Source organism: Nocardioides kongjuensis (genome assembly GCF_013409625.1).
GTDB classification, from domain to species: Bacteria; Actinomycetota; Actinomycetes; order Propionibacteriales; family Nocardioidaceae; genus Nocardioides; species Nocardioides kongjuensis.
This window is the reverse complement of record NZ_JACCBF010000001.1, coordinates 4,278,461-4,297,983: the sequence shown is the minus strand read 5'-3', so window position 1 is coordinate 4,297,983 and position 19,523 is coordinate 4,278,461. Positions and strand designations below refer to the sequence as shown.

Sequence of the window (19,523 nt, the reverse complement as noted above, 5' to 3'; positions counted from 1 at the left end):
CTAGCAGCCTCCGAGGATCTTCTTGAGCAGCCCGCAGGCGGGCACGGGCTCGGTCGGCGCAACCGGCGCCGGCGTGTCGCCGGGCGTCGCCTGCTCGCTCGGCGCGGGAGTGCCCGACGCAGGCACCGGCGCCTCCGGGACCGCCGGGGTCTCGGGGGCGGCGGCATCGGCGGGCGTCGTCCTCGGTACGCCGATCAGCCCGAGCCAGCTGCCCAGCAGGCTCTGGTCGCGCAGGTCGAGCGTGGCGAACAGGTTGGCGTAGTCGCCGCGCAGTGCGTTGCGCGTGGTCATCACCGGGAACGGGATGGTGAGGGCGATCTTGAGGGACTCGGGCAGCGACTCGCTGGCCTGGCCGAGGTTGGTGAGGATCGGCCCGAGGGCGTCGAGGTTGGCGAGCAGCGCGGTCTCGCTGGCGTGGATGACCTCGTTCGCGCGGGCGCCGGTGCGGCTGGTCCTCGTGACCGCCTTGACCAGTCGGTTGCGCTCCTGGTCGAGCACCTTCAGGCCGGGCGTGATCCGGTCGATCGCGGTGGCGATCTGCTCCTGGTCCTTGCGCAGGCCGGCGCTGAGGCTGTCGAGCGACTCCAGGGCGCGCACGATCTCGGACCTGTTGGCGTCGAGGACGGCGAGCAGCTCGTCGGTGTGCCGGACCAGGCCACGCGTGTCGGGCACCCGGTCGCGCAGCGCGGTCGAGAGCTCGCCGGTGATGGTGCTGATCTGGGAGAGACCGCCGTTGTTGAGCAGCAGCGCGACGGCGCCGAGGACCTGCTCGGTGGCGGGGTAGGTGCCGGTCTGGGCGACCGGGACCACGGCACCGTCGGCCAGGCGGGCGTCCGTCGGCCGGGTTCCGGTGGATCCGGCGGGAACCGACACCTCGACGTACTGGGCGCCGAGGAGGGTCTTCTGCCCGATCGAGAACACGGCGTCGGCGGGCAGCCGCACGTCGTCGAGCAGGTGGAGGTCGACGACGGCCTCCCAGCCCTCGGCACGGATCTCGCCGACGGTGCCGATCACGACGTTGTCCTTCTGGACCGTCGAGTTCGGGACCAGGTTCTCGATCTGGTCGAAGTGCACCTCGACGGTGTAGCCGTCGTCGCGCACTGCGACCTGGCCGGGCAGCGTGTTGTCGTTGGGCTGGATGTCGCAGCCGGTGAACAGCAGTCCGGCCACCAGCGCAGCGGGGACGAGGGCGCGGGACAAGCGGGTCACCGGGTGCCTCCGATCGAGCCGATCCCGAGCAGGTCGATGAGCGGCTGCAGCACCGTCGAGCACTGCTCGGCCGTGCCGCCGACGCCGAGCACCGCGCCGCAGAGCAGCTGCGGGACGTTGTCGAGCGCCGACAGCGTGGCCCGGCCGGTGATCGCCTGGTCCTGGATGGTGTTGCTGAGGTCGACGATCGCGTGCGGCGCGACGTGCAGCACGCCGGCGAGCTCGTTGGACCGGTCGGCGAGGGCCGCGGCGAGCAGGTTGACGTCGGCGGTCGTCGTACGGATCTGCCTGCGGTGCTTCCGGAAGTACTTCTCGGTCACCGCGAGCACCTGACCGAGGTCGGTGAGCGCGCCGGTCAGGTTGGTGCGGTTGTCCGCGAGCACGGTGCTGACGTCGTCGAGCTCGGTCGTGAAGCCCCGCACCGCGGCGTCGTTGAGGGCGAGGTTGCGGGTGAAGGTGTCGAGGTGCTCGATGGTCGAGAACAGGTCGGAACGGCCGTCGGACAGGGCGGTCGCGGCGCCCCGGAGCTCGGCGATCGAGGTCCGCAGCTGGTCGGAGCTGCCCTCGGCCAGGCTCTGGTCGATCGCCTTGATCGCCACCGCCAGCGGGCCGTCCTTCTTCCCGGCGTCGGGCCCCAGGGTGGTCGCGAGGTCGGTCAGCTGCTGCTTCACGTCGTCGAAGGTGACCGGCACCGCCGTCCTGTCCAGCGCGATGGTGGCGCCGTCCGTCAGGCGCGGGCCGCCGTCGTACACCGGCTCCAGCTGGACGAACCGCCCACTGACCAGGCTGGGGGAGACGATCGCGGCGTGCGCGTCGGCGGGGATCGGCTGGCCGGAGTCGACCTCCAGCGTGACGAGCACGCCGTCGGGCTCGTTCTCGATCGCGGTGATCGTGCCGACCTTCACGCCGAGCACCTTCACGTCGTCGCTGACGTTGAGCCCCTCGGCGCTGGAGAAGTACGCGCGCACCGTGGTGCTGCCGGTGTCGCGGGTCCACGCGAGCCCGCCGACCAGCACGGCGGCGACCACGAGCGCGACCAGGATCTTCTTGTTCACGAGGCGGTTCACGGCACGATTCCTGACAGGACGGGAGCAAGGGTTCCGGGCGACGTGAGGTTCTGGATGTAGGCGTCGAACCACGGCCCGCTCGAGATCGCCTCGCCGAAGGCGGTGGCGTAGCCGCGCAGGCCGACGATGCTGGCCTGCAGGTCCTTCTTGTTCGCGTTGAGCACGTCGACGACCCCGTCGAGCTCGTCGAGCGCCGGGCCGAGCACGTCGTCGGTGTCCTTCAGCAGCAGCCGCAGCTGGGCCGCCAGGGCACGGGCACTCCTGAGCAGGCTGACGACGACGTCCTGGCGGGCGTCGAGCTCGCTGAGCAACGAACGCCCGTTGGTCAGCAACGAGGCGATCTGCTGGTCCCGGCTCGCGAGCACCCCGGTCACGCTGTCGGCGTGGGCGAGCAGCGAGCGCAGCTCGTCGTCGTTCGACGACACCGCTCGCGACAGGGCGGTGATCCCGTCGAGTGCGGGCCGCAGGTCGGGGCTGGCCGAAGACAGCGTCCTCGAGGCCTGGTCCAGCGCGGCCGCGAGCTGCGCCTTGTCGATGTCGGCGGTGGTCTCGGTGAGCTCGTTGAGCGTGCTCGTCAGGTTGTACGGCGAGGAGGTCCGCGCCAGCGGGATCGACTCGCCCGCCCCGATCTCGCCGGTGCCGCGGGGCACCAGCTCGACGGCGGCCCGGCCGAGCAGGGTCATCGTGATGATCCGGGCCTCGGTCCGGTCGCCGAGCACGATGTCGGGATCGGTGAGGACCACGTCGGCGACGACGTGCTTCCGGTCCAGCCGGACCTCGCGGACCTTGCCGACCCGGGCGCCCGAGACCATGACGGCATCACCGCCCTTGAGCCCGCCGGCCTCGGCGAACTCCACGTGCACGACGTCGCCGTTGCCGATCAGCGGGAGCTTGTTGACGTTGAGCGCGGCGAGCACGGCGAGGACGAGGACGACGGTGCCGAGCAGGCCGCGGGCGGCGAGCCGGTCGGGGCTGGTGACGCGGCTCATCGCTTGCACCTCGGGGCGTCGGAGTAGATCCACGGCGTCGTGACGTTCGCGCCGGCGAGGCCGGTCTGGATCCGCACGCCGCAGAGGAAGAAGTTGAAGAAGTTGCCGTACGACGCGGTGTTCTGCACCGCCCGGTAGTGCGCCGGCAGGTTCTGCAGCACGGTCTCCAGCGTCCCCGCGTTCGTGTTGATGCCGCGGGCCGAGACGGCCAACCCCGACAGGTCGGTGCGCAGGTCACCGCGTGCCTTCGTCACGAGGTCGGTCGTCGTGGTCGCGAAACGGTCGATCCGGGCAGCGGCGTCGAGGACCTGGGTGTCCTGCTGGTCGAGCCCGGTCAACAGCTCGTCGAGCCGGTCGAGGAGCAGGCCGACGGTCGCCTTGCGGTCGTCCACGGTCCCGAGGACGCTGTTGAGGTTGCCGATCACCTGCCCGATCAGCTCCTCGCGTCCGCCGATCGTCGTGGTGAACGACGCGACGTGCTGCACCAGCGTGGCGACGGCGGCCTGCTGGCCCTGGAGCACCTGCACCAGCTGGCCGGACAGCTCGTTGACCTGGGTCGGGCTGAGCCCGGCGAACAGCGGCTTGAAGCCGTTGAGCAGGGTGTCGAGGTCGAGCGCCGAGGCGGTCTGGCTCGCCGGCAGGGTGCCGCCTGCGGCGAGGACCTCGCCGGTGTCCCCTTCACCGCGGGTCAGCTGGACCACGCGGTCGCCGATCAGGTTGCGGTACTGGATCGTCGCGTGCGTGCCGGTGGTGAGCTGCTGGTCATCGCGGACGTCGAAGGTGACCAGCACGGTGTTGTCCTTGCGTACGTCGATGCCGGTCACCTTGCCGACGTCGACGCCGGCGACGCGGACCTCGTCGCCGACCGCGAGGCCGGACACGTCGTCGAAGACGGCCTTGTAGTCGTCGCGGTCGCCCGGCCGGTACTCGCCGGTGACGGCCGCGACCCACACGGTGAACACGGCGGCCAGGGAGAGGAAGGCGGTGAACTTGACGAGGTCGGCGCGCTGGCGCCGCTTCTCGGGACTCAGCCGGCCGGAGGAGGTGGAGCTCATGGCAGGTTCCTCACTCCCTCGAGAACACCCAGCAGCGTGTCTGCGACCGCCTCGCTGGGCGTGGGCTGCGGGCCGACGTACGGGTTGGCGCCGGTGCGGAACGACGGCGGCACGGCCCTGCCCTCCTGCGCATCGACGTACGGGAGGCCGTAGCAGGCCGGGCCGTTGTCGGCGCCGAGCTCGGGCAGGTTCTCCTGGTAGGTGTAGGGATCGCGGCCCGGGACGATCCGGGTGATCGTGGTGACGCCCGGGTGCGTGCCGCCGACGGCGGCCTCGGCGAGCCCGTTGGCCGAGGCGAGGCCGAGCACGAGGCACGGCAGCTCGGGCGAGTAGCGCTCGAGGACGTCGGTCACCGGCTGCAGCAGGCCGAGGGAGGCGACCAGGCCGTGCCGCGAGCTGCGCAGCAGCACGTCGGTCTGGTCACTGAACCCGGTCATGCTGCGCTCGAGGGCACGCAGCGAGGCCTGCTGCCGCACCAGGGTCTGCGAGACCTCGCCGGTGTGGGTGAGCATGCCGACCAGGTCGGGCCGCGCGATGTCGTAGGCGTCGGCGACGTCGTCGGCGACCCGCAGGTCGGCGGACAGCGTGCGCAGCGACGGGTTGAGCGAGCGCAGGTAGGTGTCGGTCTGGGTGATCAGGTTGCCGATCAGCTGGCCACGCTCCTCGACCGCGCCGGCCACCGCGGTCAGCGCCGAGTTCACCTCGGCCGGACGGGCGACGTCGAGCACCTTGGTGAGGTTCTCGAAGGCCTCGTCGACCTCGACGGTGACCCGGTCCGCCGGGATCACGGCACCCGCCTCGATCGTCCCGCCACTGCTGCCGGGGTCATCGGCGGGCGGCGTCAGCTGGACGTACTTCGCACCGAACGCGGTCGGCGGCACGATCTGCGCGGTCACGTCGGCGGGCACCCGGTCGACCTTGTCGGCGTCGATCTCGAGCTCGATGCTCACCTTCCCACCGGCACCGCCGTCGGCCGTGGGGTCGTTGTCGATGTGGCCGACCCGGCCGATCTCGACGCCGCGCAGCTTGATCGGCGCTCCCGGGGCGAGGGTGAGTCCGGCCCGGTCGGCCTGGACGGTGACCACGACGTTGTCCTCGAAGGCGCCGCGGTACTTCGCGATCGTGCCGGCGACCAGGGCCGCGACGAGGGCGATGAACACGAAGCCGTAGACGACCTGCCGGTCGACGTGATGGGGGTGCTTCTCGCGCGTGCTCATGGCCGCCTCACCCCGCGATGTGGACCGACGGACCGCCCCAGATGGCGATCGCGAAGATCAGGTCGATGAACATGGTCGAGATGAGCGCGGAGCGCACGGCCTTGCCGACCGCCTTGCCCACGCCCGCGGGACCGCCGGAGGCACGGAAACCGTGGTAGCAGCAGATCGAGACGATCACGAGCGCCATCAGCGCGACCTTCACGATCGCGAGGAACAGGTCGCTCGGGATCAAGAAGGTGTCGAAGTAGTGCTGGTAGGTGCCCGGCGCCTGGTCGTAGCCGACGGTCACGACGACGTAGGTCGCCAGCCAGCACATCATCAGCGCGATCGCGAACAGCGGGACGACGGCGATCAGGCCGGCGATGATCCGGGTGGTCACCAGGTACGGCACCGGCGGGACCGCCATCACCTCGAGCGCGTCGATCTCCTCGGAGACCCGCATCGCCCCGATCTGCGCGGTGAACCCGGCTCCGACGGTCGCGGTCAGCGCGATGCCGGCGATGATCGGGGCGACCTCGCGGGTGTTGAAGTACGCCGAGAAGAAGCCGGACAGGGTCGAGACGCCGATGTTGTCGAAGGACGTGTACGCCTGCAGCCCCACCTCGATGCCGGCCGCGGCGGTGAGGAAGCCGATCACCAGCACGGTGCCCCCGATCAGGGCGAGCGCGCCCGAGCCGAGGGAGACCTCGGCCAGCAGCCGGACGACCTCCTTCGGGTAGTGCTTGAGCGCGCGCGGCATGTGCGCGTAGGCGTTGCCGTGGAAGCTCAGCTGGTCGCCCAGTCGGCGCAGCGAGGACATCGGCCTGCCGACGTGGCGGGCGATGAAGCCCGGGGCGGTCGTGCTCATCGGCGCCTCACGCTCCGAGCTTGATCTGGAGGAACAGGGCACTGATCACGCTGTTGGCGGCGAACAGCAGCATGAACGCGAAGACCACGGTCTGGTTCACCGCTTCGCCGACGCCCTTGGGGCCGCCCTTGGCGTTGAGGCCGAGGTAGCAGGCGGTCAGCCCGGCCAGCAGGCCGAACACCGCGGCCTTGGCCTCGGAGGCGAGGAAGTCCGGCAGCCCGACGAGCAGGGTGAGGTCGGAGAGGTACAGGCCCGGTGTCGCGCCCTGGAGCACGACGGAGAAGAAGTAGCCGCCGACCAGGCCGACCACGGTCACCATGCCGTTGAGCGCGACGCCGACGAGGGTCGAGGCCACCACCCGGGGCACGACGAGCCGCTCGATCGGGTCGATGCCGAGGGTGACCATCGCGTCGATCTCCTCACGGATCTTGCGCGAGCCGAGGTCCGCGCAGATCGCCGTGGCGCCGGCGCCCGCGACGACGAGCACCGACACGATCGGGCCGATCTCGCGGACCACCGCGACCGCCGCGCCCGCGCCGGCGAGGTCGACCGCACCGATCTGGATGAGCAGCTGGTTGACCTGGAAGATGATCACGACGCAGAACGGGATCGAGACCAGCAGGGCCGGCCCGAACGAGACCGTCGTGATGAACCAGGCCTGCGAGACGAACTCGCGGAAGTGGAAGCGCCGCGTGAACATCTCCGCGAACACCTTGCCGACGAAGCCGTAGAAGTCGCCGAAGGTGCCGAGCGTCGTGAACACGAACGTCGAGCGCACCGCCTCGCGGGCGACCCGGCGGGACCGTTCGTCCATCCCGTCCGGGCCGGCCCGGCGCTTGCCGGGCGCACCGGCCGACGGGACCGGGGCGGTGGGGGCCGCGGTCATGCGGTGGCCTCCGCGTCGACCGGGTCCTTGACGACGTACAGCGGGAGGCGCAGCGCAGCCGGTGCGGTCGGGGGCACAGCCGCCCGCACCGGCGCGATCGGGGAGAGCCGCTGGTAGCCGGCTCCGAGGTCGGGGCGACGGTCGGCCTCGCCCCGGTTGGGCCACACCGCCATCGCGCGCTCGGCCTGCGCGGTGATGGTGAGGCTGGGGTTGACGCCGAGGTTCGCGGAGATCGCGGCGCCGTCGACGACGTGCAGCCCGGGGTGCCCGTAGACCCGGTGGTAGGGGTCGATCACGCCGGTCCGCGGGGAGTCGCCGATCGGGCAGCCGCCGAGGAAGTGCGCGGTCATGGGGATGTTGAAGATCTCGCCGGCGGTGCTGTACGAGCCGCCGTCGATCTTGTCGCTGATCCGGCGCACCACCTCGTTGCCGGCGGGGATCCAGGTCGGGTTCGGCTCGCCGTGTCCCTGCCGCGAGGTGAGCCGCACCTTGCCCTCCCGACGCAGCCGGCGCTTCTTCGGGAACACCGTGATCGAGTTGTCGCTGGTCTGCATGACCAGCGCGATGATCGTGCGCTCGGGCCAGCTGCCGAGGCCGGCGTACACCGACAGGAGCAGCAGCGGGTGGCGCAGCGCCTGGCCGACCCAGCGCAGCCAGCGCGGGGTCCGGCCGCCCCCGTCGGTCATCAAGGTGAGCAGCAGGCCCATCAGGCCCGAGCCCTTGCCGTAGCGGACGGGCTCGACGTGGGTGACCTCGTCGGGGTGGATCGAGGAGGTGATCGCGACGCCGTGGTGGAAGTCGTGGTCACCCTTGTTGCGCAGCTTGGTGCTCGACGCGCACAGCGCCTCGGAGTTGGTGCGGGTCAGCTCGCCGAGCCGGTCCGACAGCTCCGGCAGGTCGCCGGAGCGGCGCATGCCGTGCAGCAGCTCCTGGGTGCCCCAGGTGCCGGCGGCCAGCACGACCTGGGCGGCGGTGATCGTGGTCGTACGACGCGCGGAGCGGCCCGAGACGTGCGTGACGACGTCGTAACCGCCGTGCTGGCGGGGCCTGATCGCGTCCACAGTGGTGCGCTCCCGGACCTCGGCGCCGATCTTCTCGGCGAGGTGGAGGTAGTTCTTGAGCAGCGTGTTCTTGGCGTTGTGGCGGCAGCCGGTCATGCACTCGCCGCACTCCAGGCAGCCGCGCCGCTCGGGCCCGGCACCGCCGAAGTAGGGGTCCGGGATCGCCTCGCCCCGCGTACCGAAGCAGACGCCGACCGGCGTGGCCCGGTAGGTGTCGCCGACACCCATCTCGTCGGCGACCTCCTTCATCACCACGTCGCTGGGGGTGACGGTCGGGTTCTCGACGACGCCCAGCATCCGGCTCGCCTGGTCGTAGTACGGCGCCAGCTCGGCCTTCCAGTCGGTGATGTGCGCCCACTGCGGGTCGTTGTAGAAGGCGTCCGACTTCGGCTGGTAGAGGGTGTTGGCGTAGACGAGCGAGCCGCCGCCGACGCCCGCCCCGGCGAGCACGACCACGTCGCGCAGCAGCCGGATCCGCTGGATGCCGAAGCAGCCCAGGCGCGGCGCGAAGAGGAACTTGCGCACGTCCCAGGAGGTCTTCGCGAACTCCTCGTCCTCGAACCGGCGCCCGGCCTCGAGCACGAGGACCCGGTAGCCCTTCTCGGCGAGGCGGAGGGCGGTGACCGACCCGCCGAAGCCGGAGCCGACCACGACGACGTCGTACTCGAAGTCAGCGCGCATGCCGCTGCACCCCCCATGAGAACGGCAGGGCCCCTGTGCCAGGCCCGCCTGTGAGCGCCAAGTCCACCCGGTGACGGTCGTCACGCTCTCGTGGCCGCAGTCCAAAGAACCGGGTCTGCGTTGTCACCGTGCACAAAGACGCCGGGGCCGCCCTAAGGTGGGCCCGTGAGCAGCGAGTCCGTGCCGTCCGACCTCGCACCGTGGCTGCTGGCGTACGTCGCCGAGCAGGCCCAGCCCGGCCAGGTGGACGCCTGGGTCGACCGCGTGGCGAGCGCGATCCTGCGCGAGATGCCCGAGGTCACCCTGGTCGAGGGGCTGCCGGACATCCTGCGGGTGACCGTCCGCGAGCACTGGGTGGCGTTCCTCGGGGACTTCGCCCAGCCCGAGCAGCACTTCCACCTGCCCGAGGCGGCGCGCCGGCTGTCCGTCGACATCGCCGACCGGCAGCTGCCGCTGGAGTCGCTGATCCGGTTCTACCGGATCGCCCAGCAGGAGGTGTGGGCCTACGTCAGCGAGGTGATCAAGGAGCTGCCGCCGGCCGACTTCGACCGGGCCGACCTGCTCATGTACTTCTGGAACCGGGCCGGCGTCTGGCTCGACCAGTCGATCACCGAGTCGATCGCCGCCTACCAGGCCGCCCGCTCGCGGGTGCTGGCCGGTGCGGCGGCGCAGCGCTTCGAGTCCGTGCGCTCGATCCTCGCCGGCGAGCTCAGCGACGCCCGCGAGGCGTCGGCGGCGCTGGGTGGATACCCGATCTCCGTGCACCACACGGCCGTCGTCCTCTCGGTCGGCGACGCCGAGCAGGCCGGGGCGCTCGAACCGCTGGCGGCCGACCTGGCCCGCCGGATCGGCGCTGCCAACCCGCTCATCGTCAAGCCCGGTGGTCGCCAGCTCTGGATGTGGCTCGGCACCCGGGACCAGCCGGACCTGTCCGGGCTGGCGGCGGCCGCGGCCGACCTGCGCCACGACAGCGTCGTCGTCGGCGTCGGGTCCGCGACCCCCAACATCGCCGGCTTCGTCGCCTCGCACCGCGAGGCGCAGGGCACGCTGCGGGTCACCGCCCCCGACACCGACGACTGGCTGGCGACGTACGCCGACGTCGAGCTGCCCGTCCTGCTCGGCTGCTCACCGGAGGTCGATCGGTTCATGACCCGCCGGCTCGGGCCGCTCGCCGGCGAGGAGGAGGGGGTGCAGCGGATCCGCGAGACGCTCACGGCGTACCTCGACAGCGGTGGCAGTGCCGAGGAGGCCGCGCGCACGCTGGTGGTGCACCGCAACACGATCCGCTACCGGCTCGGCCAGGCCGAGGAGATGCTCGGCCAGCCGATCACCCGGATCAGCCCGCAGCTCGCGGTCGCGCTGCGGCACCACCAGCTGTTCCACCGGGGCTGATCAGCGCGCGTCCCAGCTCCAGGTCGCGGTGACGGTGTCGTCGCCGCCCGGGTGGTAGGTCCGGTTGCCACGGATCCACGACATGTCCGGGTGCAGGGGGACGTTGCCCGTGTCGGCGGCGTTCGCGTTGAGCGGCGTGACCAGCTGGGTCCGCGTGCCGGTGCCGGGGCAGGACTCCTGGACGCTGACCTGCGTGCTGCGGTCGGGGTACAGCTGACCGGTGTAGTAGCCGAAGTCCAGCCACACCGTGTACGACGCACGACCAGCCAGCGACGCCGCGCCGCTCCAGGTGCAGCCGTTCTCGTCGGTGCCGGCGATGCTCCACTGGAAGCCGGCCGGTCCCTCGACCAGCTGCGGGGTGTCGTCGGCGCTGTCCATGGTGAAGATCGCGGTCCAGGTCTCGATGACGCCACCGCCGTACTGCAGGGTGCCGCCGGCGGTGCCGGTGTAGGCCGTGGAGTCCGCGGAGCGACACGACCTCATCACCTCGGCGTCGCAGCGGTCCGGGTCCGTCGGGGTATTGGCGTCGCCCCCGGGCGCGCCTCCGTGGCAGCGGTCGCTGCCCGCGCCACCTGTGCAGATGTCGTTGCCCTCGCCGCCGTCGATGGCGTCGTCCCCCGAGCCGCCGCGCAGCACGTCGTCGCCGGCGCCGCCGTCGACGGTCCCGCCCCGGCCGTGGACGTCGACGTAGTCGTTGCCCGGCCCGGCGAGGGCGTGCGAGGCCCTGCCCTCGAGGATCAGGTGGTCGTTGCCGGGCCCGCCGAGGGCGAGCTCGCCCTTGCCGCCGCCGGTCCAGACCACGTCGTCGCCGCCCTGGCCGTCGACGACGTCGCGGCCGCCGCCGGCGTCCACGTAGTCGTCACCGCCACCGGCGAGCACCTTGTCGTTGCCACCGCCGGTGCAGATCACGTCGTCCCCGCCCAGGCCCGTCACGACGTCCTTGCCGCCCTTGCTGACGATGACGTCGTGGCCCGGCGTGCCGGTGATCCGGTCGGCGCGGTTCGTGCCCACGACGGTCGCGGCCTCGCCGTGGCAGCGGGGCTTGCCGGCTGCTGCTTCGGCTGTGGTGTGCGGGAGCAGGAGCGGGACGAGGGCGGCGAGCAGGCCGACGGTCGCCGTACGACGGCGGGCGGGGCTGGACAACGAGATTCCTTCCGGGAGTTCGGATGACTCCCGAATCCTGCTGGCCCCACGTCGCCCGGACCATCCCAGAACGCTGGGGAAACGGCACCGAAGGCGCACCCGGCAGGTGGGTGCGCCTTCGGTGGTCCTGGGGGTCAGCCCTCGAGGGTCAGGGCCAGCACCGGGCAGGCCTGGACGGCGGCGTAGACGTGGGCCCGGTCGGACTCCGGCGGGTCGGCGTCGAGGACGGTGACCAGCTCCTCGTCCTCGTCCACCTCGAAGTAGTCGTTGGCCATGGACTCGCACATCCCGAGTCCCTCGCACTTCTTGAGGTCCGCGACGATGTGCATCGCACTCACGCCCCGACCTTGCCGATGAGGTGGTGGCGGGGCTCGACGGCCTTGAAGTCGACCTTCTCCCGCACGCCGCAGTCGGGGCAGCACCAGTCGTCGGGGATGTCCTTCCACGCCGTACCGGCGGCGAAGCCCTCGAGCTCGTTGCCCTCGGCGACCTCGTAGGTGTACTGGCAGCCGGGGCACTGGGCGGCGAGCACCTCGCCCTCGAACTCGTGGGCGCTGGTGTCGGCCCGGACGGCGGCCTCGGCGGCGCGCTTGGCGGCGGGGACGGGGTACTTCCTGAGCAGCTTCTCCCGCTTGGCGGGGTGCAGGTTCGCGAGACGCAGGTCGCCGTCGTAGTGGGCGATGACGCGCTTGTCCATGAGCGCCCGGAAGGCCGGCGGGAACATCGCGACCACGATCATGCCGGTGTAGCCGGTCGGCAGGACGGGGGCGTCCTTGAAGTCGCGCAGCGTCTGGTAGCGACGGGTCGGGTTCGCGTGGTGGTCGCTGTGGCGCTGCAGGTGGTAGAGCAGCACGTTGGTCGCGATGTTGTTGGAGTTCCACGAGTGCGCCGGCGTGACCCGCTCGTAGCGCATCCTGCCCGGCGTTCCGACCTTCTGGCGGACCATCCCGTAGTGCTCCATGTAGTTGACGACCTCGAGGAGGGAGAAGCCGACGACGGCCTGCAGGAGGAGGTACGGCAGCAGGCTGAGCGGGTTGACGTCGTACGCCAGGCCGAGCCACAGCATCAGCCCGCCCCACAGCGCGACGGTCATCAGCCAGGCGTTGAGCACGTCGTTGCCGAGGTGGAACGGGTGCGTGCCCTTGCGCTGGTAGCGCTTGGCCTCGAGCTCCCACGAGCTCTTGAGCGAGCCGGACACGGTACGCGGCCAGAACCGGTAGACGCTCTCCCCCATCCGGGCGCTGGCCGGGTCCTCCGGCGTCGCGACGCGGACGTGGTGGCCGCGGTTGTGCTCGATGTAGAAGTGGCCGTAGAACGTCTGCGCCAGGGCGATCTTCGAGGCCCACCGCTCGACCGACTCGCGCTTGTGCCCGAGCTCGTGCGCGGTGTTGATCGCCACGCCGCCGACCACGCCGACCGAGATCGCGAGGCCGACCTTCGCCAGCACCGACATGTCGGTGGTGGCGAGGTACCAGATCGAGGCCACGAAGCCGCCGTACTGCACCGGCAGGTAGAGGTAGGTCACCCAGCGGTAGAACCTGTCGTTCTCGAGCGCGTCGATCACGTCGTCCGGCGGGTTGGTGTCGTCGTACCCGGCGACCAGGTCGATCAGCGGGATGATCCCGAAGAACACCACCGGCGTCAGCCAGAAGAAGATCGCGTTGTCGCTCGCCTCGAACAGCGCGATCCCCACGATCGGCGTCAGGGGTACGACGAGTCCGAGGATCCACAGGTAGCGCTTCTTGTCGCGCCACGAGACGACCGTGCCGTCTGCTCCTCGCGTTTCATACCGGGCCATCGGGTGCCTCCTTGGACGTGGCGACGGCGGCGTCGCCGGGTAGGACTCAACGGTCGCAGCGGGAGCGGTCACCGATCTCGGGCGAGGTGCACAACTTGGGCTCGGGGCGTTGGTTGGCTGCACAACGCGTAAATCCGGGTGGCCCCGGCGGGCGGCGCCCCCGTCAGGCCGACGCTGCGCGCGGCGTCATCGCCCAGCGGATGGTGCCGACGGCCGCGGCTCCCATCGCCCGGACCGCGGTGCGCTCGGCCAGCGGGAGCCAGGGCAGCCGGAGCGGAACGCGCGTCCAGCGCGGCATCAGCCCCACCGCCGCCGAGGCCAGCACGCCGTAGGCCGGCCGGGCCAGCAGCGGCAGCGGGGGGCGCAGCAGCACGTACCCCACGGCCTCCCGCGCCTCCGGCGTCCCGCGCAGCTCGGGCCGGAACATCGCCAGGGTCGCCCTGAGCTCGGCCACCGTGGTGGGCGGGTCGAGCACGCCGAGGCGACGCGCGACCTCGGCGGTCTGGGCGACGTACGTGTCGTAGCCGGCGTCGTCCAGCGGCTCGGCTCCGTAGACCCGGTGGGCGCGCAGGAAGCTGTCGACCTCCGCGACGTGCACCCACAGCAGCAGGTGCGGGTCGGAGGCGGCGTACGTCGTCCCGTCGGGCATCGTGCCGCTGACCCGGTCGTGGATCGCCCGCACGGCGTCGACCGCGCGCTGGGCGTCGGTCGCGGTCCCGAAGGTGGTGACGGCGAGGAACCGGCTGGTGCGCGCCAACCGTCCCCACATGTCGCCGCGGTAGCCGGAGTGCTCCGACACGGCACGCATCGCCGCGGGGTGGAGGCTCTGCAGCAGCAGCGCCCGGATGCCGCCGACGAACATCGCCGCGTCGCCGTGCACCCGCGCGATCGGGCTGTCGCCCTCGAACCACCGCGGTCCGGGCGTGTGGTGGATCCGGTCGCGGTGGCGGGCGCCGTCAGGACCGGCGACCCGCAGGAAGAGCGCCTCCCCCAGCCGGCCGCGGACGTCCTCCACCGTGGGCAGGCGCCGGTCCGTCGTCATCCGTCCAGTGTGCCCGGGTGCGCAATCCCGGGTCGCCGCCGCGATCGAGCCCGCGGTCGACGAGCTCCGCCGAGCTCGGGCCGCGACCGTGCCCCACCCTGCACGCCGGCCCGGAAGTAGCACGCCGTCCACCCGACTGCCTGACCGTTGTCAGCACGACACGCCGAGCGAATGGCGGGTTCGCTGCTGACAACCGCCGACCAGTCGCGTGGACAGCGTGTTACAGCTCCCGCTCGACGGCACCGGACACGACGTGCAGGACCACCGCGCCGACCAGCCACCCCAGGACGGGTACCGCGAGAGCTGCGGGCGGGGCGGGTTCGGCGGGGAGCTGCAGCAGACCCAGCACCATCAGCGACAGCCACCAGTGGGGCGCGAGGAGCACGGCGTCGTACACCACGGCGAACACCGCGTTGATCCTCGACGGTTCGTGGGCGAAGTTGCCGTCCAGAGCGCCGGCGATGGTGCCGAACACCAGCCCGGAAGCGCCGAGCACCGCCGCGATCACCGCCCACTCCCGTGCCGTGGCGGGCCCGGACCCATTCCAGTCGATCGGACGGGAGACGGCCAGCAGCAGGACACTGCCTACTGCGGCGAGCACGAGGTGGCCGACGGTGCCGGGCGACCTCATCGACTCGGGACCAGCAGCACGACGAGGACCGCCACCCCCGCAGCCGGTACGGCGACCAGCGCGGCCAGCACTCCCCACAGGCTGTCCGGCACCACCCAGGTGAGGCCACCGCACAGCACCACCGGCGCCATCAGTCCGACCGCGATCCAGGGCGAGCGCCCCATCACCAGCCAGCCGTGCGCCGCGGCCAGGGTCAGCAGGACGCACGCCCACGCGATCAACGCCGCCCCGTGCCGGGCTGCGCGGACGGCTTCGCTGGTGTTCTCGATGTGGATCTGCTCGCCGAGGCCGCGGACCATCAGGACCAGCGCGCCCACGACCACGACCGTCAGGAGGATGCGACTCATCCTCCGATGGTCGGCCGCAGCCACGCCCGGAGCGTCGGTCGGCGTACTCAGTCCGACCCGCCCGTTCGGGTCATGAGCCGCCGGCCGGTCCCCGGCCTGGGCGCGGGATCCCCCGGGATCCTCGGTCGTGGACCTGGCCCGACGTCAGCAACGATTCACGGTTCGCCGCCGACGGCGGTCGCGAGCCGCCGAGCGCGCCGAGTCGTGGATCGTTGGTGACCGTCAGCCGATCGTGGTGAGCAGCTGGGTGGCGCGGGTGAGGACGACGTACAGCGTGGCGCGGCCGGTGGCCGACTCGTCCTCGATCTCCTGGGGACGGACGACCACGATGCCGTCGAACTCGAGGCCCTTGGTGTCGAGGCCGGTGAGCACGACGACCCGGTCCTCGCCCGAGGGCGTGACCGAGGAGTCGATGGCGGCGCGGGCGCCGGCGGCGTCGTCGGCCAGCTCCGGCCAGGAGGCGAGCCAGGCGTTGACCTCGGAGCGCCGGGCCACGGGTACGACGATGCCCACCGTCCCCGAGACCTGCCCCGCGACGTCGAGCACGGCAGCGCGGGTGGCGGCCTCGAGCTCGGCAGCGCTGGCGCCGGCGGGCAGGTCGACGACGACCGGCTCCTCACCCGTCCGACGCACCGCGTCGGGCAGGTCCGCGTCGAGGCCGACGCGGGACGCGTAGGCCGCCGCGAAGGCGTAGATCTCGGCCGAGTTGCGGTAGTTGGTCGACAGGTGGAACGAGTGCACCTGCTTGCGCTCCAGGGCAGCCGCACGAGCGGCGTCCGACTCGGCCGGCACCGGCCACGACGACTGGGCGGGGTCGCCGACGATCGTCCACGAGGCGGTGCGGCCGCGGCGGCCGACCATCCGCCACTGCATGGGCGTGAGGTCCTGCGCCTCGTCGACGAGGACGTGCGCGTAGCCGTCGTCCTCGATGCTCGAGATCGGCGGGCGCCAGGCGCGACCGGACGGCGCGAACTCGCGGTCCGAGGCGGTCATCAGCTCCTGGATGTCGACCGCACCCTCGATCAGCGCCATCGGGTCGTCGCGCTCGTCGTCGGCCTTCTGCGGCACGTCGCCGAGGGCGTAGCGCAGCTCGTCGAGCAGCGGCACGTCCTCGATCGAGATCTGCGGGCTGATCGGCCGTGACGGGTCGAGGTGGGCCCAGGTCTTCGCCAGCAGCCGCTGCTCCTCACCGGAGAGCAGGCCCTCGCCGACCCGGGCCAGGAACTCCGGCTCGCGCAGCCAGCACAGCACGGTCGGCGCGTCGAGCGGCGGCCACCAGGCGAGGGCGAAGTCGAGGAAGTCGTCGCGCGAGAGCATCTCGTCGTTGAACTTCTCGCGGCCCTGCTCGCGACCGCGCTCGCCGCGGACCTGGCGCCACAGCGCGTCGAGGAGGGCGTTCGAGACCCGCGGGAGCTGCTTGTTGCGCAACCCCTGCGACATCAGCTGGCGGCGGACCTGGCCGAGCTTGCCGCGGTCGAGGACCAGCCGGTCGTCACGCCAGAAGACGCGGTACTCGCGCGGGCTGCCGGGCGCCTGCTGGCGCGCCGTGCGACGCATCAGCTCGGCCATCCGCGCCGAGCCCTTGATGTCGGCGACGGCCGGCTCGTCGTGACGGGTCGCGCGGACCTCGTCGACGACCTCACCGAGGCTGCGCAGCGCGACCGCGGTCTCGCCGAGCGACGGCAGCACCCGCTCGATGTAGCGCATGAAGACGCCGGACGGGCCGACGACGAGGACGCCGCCGCGCTCGTAGCGCTGCCGGTCGGTGTAGAGCAGGTACGCCGCCCGGTGCAGCGCGACGACCGTCTTGCCCGTGCCGGGGCCGCCGGAGATCGACACGACACCCCTCGAGGGCGCCCGGATCGCCTTGTCCTGCTCGGCCTGGATGGTCGCGACGATCGAGTGCATCGAGCGGTCGCGGGCGCGGGAGAGCTGCGCCATCAGCGCACCCTCACCGATGATCGGCAGCTCGCGACCGGCGGCCTCGGCCGCCTCCAGCCCGGCGGCGTCGAGGAGCTCGTCCTCGACACCCACGACCGAGCGGCCGGCGCTGCGCAGCACCCGGCGGCGCAGCACGCTGTGGGGGTCGGCGGCGGTCGCCTGGTAGAACACCGCGGCGGCCGGCGCACGCCAGTCGATCAGCAGCGACTCGTGGTCGTCGTCGCGCAGGCCGATCCGGCCGACGTACCGCGGCGCCGCGTCGACCGCCGCGTCGAGGTCGAGCCGCCCGAACACCAGGCCCTCGTGGGCGGCGTCGAGCTGCGCGATCCGCTTCGCGGCCTGGAAGACCATCGCGTCGCGCTCCACCAGACCGCCCTCGTGGCCGAGCCGGCCCCGGGAATGACCTTCCTTCGCCAGCTGCTGGGCGGCCTTGCCCGCCTGCTCCAGCTGCCGGTAGACCCGGTCGACGAAGGCCTGTTCTGCTGCGACCTCGCGCTCCACCAGCTCGTCTGCCACCGCTCGTGACCCCTGCCGTCCGCACTCGTTTCCTGACCGCCGCACAAAAGCGGCAAGCCACCAACTCTACAGGCGCCGATGGACGGTCAGCGGACGGGACAGCGAACTCCCACCAAAGGCAGTACCGTGGAGGTGAACGGCCCGAAGCATCGCGTGTCCAAGGGGGGAACACGATGAGCATGACCACTGGGGCGACGATGTCCCGCAAACCCAACCGCCGCGGCGTGGCCGCGCGCGAGAAGCTGTTGTCCACCGCGGTCGAGATGCTCGGGACCGGCCGCCCGGAGACGGTGTCGATCAACATGGTCGCGAAGGAGGCCGGCCTCAGCTGGGGCTCGGTGCAGAACCTCTTCGGCGACTCCGACGGTTTCTGGTCGGCGGTCGCCGACCAGGTCGCCGAGCACGGCGCAGAGCTGTGGAGCAGGCCGCAGAGCACGACGCTCGCCGGCCGTGTGGCCGAGGTCGCCCAGCTCTACAGCGCGGTGCTGGAGTCGCCGTACGCCGTCACGATCGAGACCATGCGCTGGGCGCTGCCGCGACCGCTCGAGCTGCTCGCGGAGACCCATCCGCGCACGGCGGCGTCGATCCGGCACCTCGACGAGCTCTCGATCCTGGCGTTCAACCGCTTCTTCGACGGGGTCGAGGGCCTCGACGAGGAGCGGCGGGCCGCCATGTCGGAGGTGCTGCCCGCGATGCTGCGCAGCCTGCGCAACGAGCGGCTGCTCGGCACGCACATCGACATCGAGCGCGCCCACCGCGTGATCGTGTCGATGCTGACCTCCTACCTCGAGGGCTAGCGCGTCTCCACCGGCTGCGAGAGCAGGGCTCTCGTCGGCGCGATGACCTCGGCGCCGTACCGGGCGATGCCGTCGAGACGCTGCTCGAGGGTGGCGTCCGGCGGGTAGTAGTACATCCACGGCATCGTCATGCACATCGTCACGCCGCCCCGGGCGGCGCGGGCGAAGTCCTCGGGAGCGAAGGCGTCCGTCAGCGCCGGTACGACGGCGAACGGCGCGTCCGGGTCCTTGCCCTCCTCGCGCCGCAGCGCCTGCAGCCGCCCGGCGATCTCGATCGCCTCGTCGACGGTGGCCATGTCGCCGATCCAGCCGTCGTTGCGCGCCGCGCGGCGCAGGGCGACGTCGGACAGACCGCCGACCCAGACCGGGATCGGGGCCGGCGGCCTGGGCAGCATCACGAGCCGCTCGCAGCTGTAGAACTCGCCGGCGAACTCGGTCCAGCCCGGCGACCACAGCTCGCGCATCAGGTCCAGTCCCTCGTCGGTACGACGCCCGCGGGTCGCGAAGTCCTCCTCGAGCAGCTCGAACTCCTCGCGGCACCAGCCGACCCCGACCCCCAGGGCGACCCGGCCACCGGACAGGGCGGCCGCCGTACCGACGGCCTTGGCGACCACGAACGGGTTGCGCATCGCCGCGACGTAGATCGAGGTGAAGAACTGCAGCCCGGTCGTCACCTGCGAGAGCGCGCCGATCGTCACCCACGGGTCCGGCCAGTCGACGTCGGGCTTCCAGCGTCGGTCGCCGTCGCGCGTGTAGGGGTAGGGCGTGGCGAGCGTCTCCAGGTCGACCACGTGGTCGGCGAGGCTGAAGGCGGAGAACCCGGCCTCCTCGGCGGCGCGCGCCAGCGGCACCAGCTGGTCGATCGGGTGGTAGGCGGTCACCATCGCGAAGTCCACGCGTGCAC

18 protein-coding genes are annotated in these 19,523 nt (G+C 71.8%); 2 read left to right on the top strand and 16 right to left on the bottom strand.

What is annotated here, in order from left to right:
* Genes BJ958_RS20695 through BJ958_RS20660 form a run of 8 tightly spaced genes read right to left on the bottom strand, consistent with a single transcriptional unit; the run spans position 1 to position 9,012 of the window.
* Positions 1–1,209 (bottom strand): MCE family protein, encoded by a 1,209-nt coding sequence (locus tag BJ958_RS20695; RefSeq protein WP_179728738.1) that lies wholly within the window; start codon positions 1,207–1,209, stop codon positions 1–3.
* Complete coding sequence (locus BJ958_RS20690) at positions 1,206–2,276, bottom strand: MCE family protein (RefSeq protein ID WP_179728737.1); 1,071 nt, start codon at positions 2,274–2,276, stop codon at positions 1,206–1,208. Before BJ958_RS20690 ends, BJ958_RS20695 begins: the two co-directional genes overlap by 4 nt.
* Positions 2,273–3,265, bottom strand: coding sequence for an MCE family protein (locus BJ958_RS20685; protein ID WP_179728736.1), 993 nt, complete (start codon positions 3,263–3,265; stop codon positions 2,273–2,275). Before BJ958_RS20685 ends, BJ958_RS20690 begins: the two co-directional genes overlap by 4 nt.
* Positions 3,262–4,320, bottom strand: a complete 1,059-nt coding sequence (locus BJ958_RS20680; RefSeq protein WP_179728735.1) for an MCE family protein — start codon at positions 4,318–4,320, stop codon at positions 3,262–3,264. Before BJ958_RS20680 ends, BJ958_RS20685 begins: the two co-directional genes overlap by 4 nt.
* Positions 4,317–5,537, bottom strand: a complete 1,221-nt coding sequence (locus BJ958_RS20675) for an MCE family protein (RefSeq protein ID WP_179728734.1) — start codon at positions 5,535–5,537, stop codon at positions 4,317–4,319. The genes BJ958_RS20680 and BJ958_RS20675 overlap by 4 nt, the downstream gene beginning before the upstream one ends.
* Positions 5,538–5,544: 7 nt before the next feature.
* Positions 5,545–6,384: an MlaE family ABC transporter permease gene (locus BJ958_RS20670; RefSeq protein WP_179728733.1), complete on the bottom strand. Its 840-nt coding sequence runs from the start codon at positions 6,382–6,384 to the stop codon at positions 5,545–5,547.
* Between the two features lie 7 nt (positions 6,385–6,391).
* The gene (locus BJ958_RS20665; protein ID WP_246319081.1) at positions 6,392–7,270 is read right to left on the bottom strand and encodes an MlaE family ABC transporter permease; all 879 of its coding nucleotides are present in this window, start codon (positions 7,268–7,270) and stop codon (positions 6,392–6,394) included.
* Positions 7,267–9,012: a GMC family oxidoreductase gene (locus tag BJ958_RS20660; RefSeq protein WP_179728732.1), complete on the bottom strand. Its 1,746-nt coding sequence runs from the start codon at positions 9,010–9,012 to the stop codon at positions 7,267–7,269. Before BJ958_RS20660 ends, BJ958_RS20665 begins: the two co-directional genes overlap by 4 nt.
* A gap of 165 nt (positions 9,013–9,177) precedes the next feature.
* Here BJ958_RS20660 and BJ958_RS20655 point away from each other — a divergent pair, with 165 nt between their 5' ends.
* Entirely contained in the window at positions 9,178–10,404 is a 1,227-nt protein-coding gene (locus BJ958_RS20655; RefSeq protein WP_179728731.1) for an RsbRD N-terminal domain-containing protein, read from the top strand.
* Here the strand turns inward: BJ958_RS20655 and BJ958_RS20650 are convergent, their stop codons facing one another.
* The 7 genes from BJ958_RS20650 to BJ958_RS20620 all read right to left on the bottom strand — a co-directional run bounded on the left by BJ958_RS20650 (position 10,405) and on the right by BJ958_RS20620 (position 17,822).
* On the bottom strand, positions 10,405–11,547 hold the full coding sequence (locus BJ958_RS20650; protein ID WP_179728730.1) for a calcium-binding protein: 1,143 nt from the start codon (positions 11,545–11,547) through the stop codon (positions 10,405–10,407). It abuts the gene before it with no gap.
* A 134-nt stretch (positions 11,548–11,681) separates the two neighbouring features.
* Complete coding sequence (locus BJ958_RS20645) at positions 11,682–11,876, bottom strand: ferredoxin (protein ID WP_179730306.1); 195 nt, start codon at positions 11,874–11,876, stop codon at positions 11,682–11,684.
* A gap of 5 nt (positions 11,877–11,881) precedes the next feature.
* Positions 11,882–13,345, bottom strand: a complete 1,464-nt coding sequence (locus tag BJ958_RS29330; protein WP_179728729.1) for a fatty acid desaturase — start codon at positions 13,343–13,345, stop codon at positions 11,882–11,884.
* A gap of 163 nt (positions 13,346–13,508) precedes the next feature.
* Positions 13,509–14,387, bottom strand: coding sequence for an oxygenase MpaB family protein (locus BJ958_RS20635; protein ID WP_179728728.1), 879 nt, complete (start codon positions 14,385–14,387; stop codon positions 13,509–13,511).
* Positions 14,388–14,607: 220 nt separating this feature from the next.
* Positions 14,608–14,988, bottom strand: a complete 381-nt coding sequence (locus tag BJ958_RS20630) for a hypothetical protein (protein ID WP_179728727.1) — start codon at positions 14,986–14,988, stop codon at positions 14,608–14,610.
* 26 nt (positions 14,989–15,014) lie between these two features.
* Positions 15,015–15,365 carry a hypothetical protein gene (locus tag BJ958_RS20625; RefSeq protein ID WP_179728726.1) on the bottom strand — a complete coding sequence of 117 codons (351 nt, stop codon included), beginning with the start codon at positions 15,363–15,365 and terminating at the stop codon, positions 15,015–15,017.
* A gap of 222 nt (positions 15,366–15,587) precedes the next feature.
* The gene (locus BJ958_RS20620; protein ID WP_179728725.1) at positions 15,588–17,822 is read right to left on the bottom strand and encodes a UvrD-helicase domain-containing protein; all 2,235 of its coding nucleotides are present in this window, start codon (positions 17,820–17,822) and stop codon (positions 15,588–15,590) included.
* A gap of 173 nt (positions 17,823–17,995) precedes the next feature.
* Here BJ958_RS20620 and BJ958_RS20615 point away from each other — a divergent pair, with 173 nt between their 5' ends.
* Entirely contained in the window at positions 17,996–18,619 is a 624-nt protein-coding gene (locus tag BJ958_RS20615) for a TetR/AcrR family transcriptional regulator (protein ID WP_179728724.1), read from the top strand.
* Here BJ958_RS20615 and BJ958_RS20610 read toward each other — a convergent pair.
* Complete coding sequence (locus tag BJ958_RS20610; protein ID WP_218865910.1) at positions 18,616–19,515, bottom strand: TIGR03619 family F420-dependent LLM class oxidoreductase; 900 nt, start codon at positions 19,513–19,515, stop codon at positions 18,616–18,618. The genes BJ958_RS20615 and BJ958_RS20610 overlap by 4 nt on opposite strands.
* Positions 19,516–19,523 lie beyond the last annotated feature (8 nt).

Excerpts from the sequence above, each read along its gene's own strand:
- BJ958_RS20685 (WP_179728736.1), bottom strand. The coding sequence starts at position 3,265 with ATGAGCCGCGTCACCAGCCCCGACCGGCTCGCCGCCCGCGGCCTGCTC.
- BJ958_RS20680 (WP_179728735.1), bottom strand. The coding sequence starts at position 4,320 with ATGAGCTCCACCTCCTCCGGCCGGCTGAGTCCCGAGAAGCGGCGCCAG.
- BJ958_RS20675 (WP_179728734.1), bottom strand. The coding sequence starts at position 5,537 with ATGAGCACGCGCGAGAAGCACCCCCATCACGTCGACCGGCAGGTCGTC.
- BJ958_RS20670 (WP_179728733.1), bottom strand. The coding sequence starts at position 6,384 with ATGAGCACGACCGCCCCGGGCTTCATCGCCCGCCACGTCGGCAGGCCG.
- BJ958_RS20665 (WP_246319081.1), bottom strand. The coding sequence starts at position 7,270 with ATGACCGCGGCCCCCACCGCCCCGGTCCCGTCGGCCGGTGCGCCCGGC.
- BJ958_RS20660 (WP_179728732.1), bottom strand. The coding sequence starts at position 9,012 with ATGCGCGCTGACTTCGAGTACGACGTCGTCGTGGTCGGCTCCGGCTTC.
- BJ958_RS20645 (WP_179730306.1), bottom strand. The coding sequence starts at position 11,876 with ATGCACATCGTCGCGGACCTCAAGAAGTGCGAGGGACTCGGGATGTGC.
- BJ958_RS29330 (WP_179728729.1), bottom strand. The coding sequence starts at position 13,345 with ATGGCCCGGTATGAAACGCGAGGAGCAGACGGCACGGTCGTCTCGTGG.
- BJ958_RS20635 (WP_179728728.1), bottom strand. The coding sequence starts at position 14,387 with ATGACGACGGACCGGCGCCTGCCCACGGTGGAGGACGTCCGCGGCCGG.
- BJ958_RS20625 (WP_179728726.1), bottom strand. The coding sequence starts at position 15,365 with ATGAGTCGCATCCTCCTGACGGTCGTGGTCGTGGGCGCGCTGGTCCTG.
- BJ958_RS20615 (WP_179728724.1), top strand. The coding sequence starts at position 17,996 with ATGAGCATGACCACTGGGGCGACGATGTCCCGCAAACCCAACCGCCGC.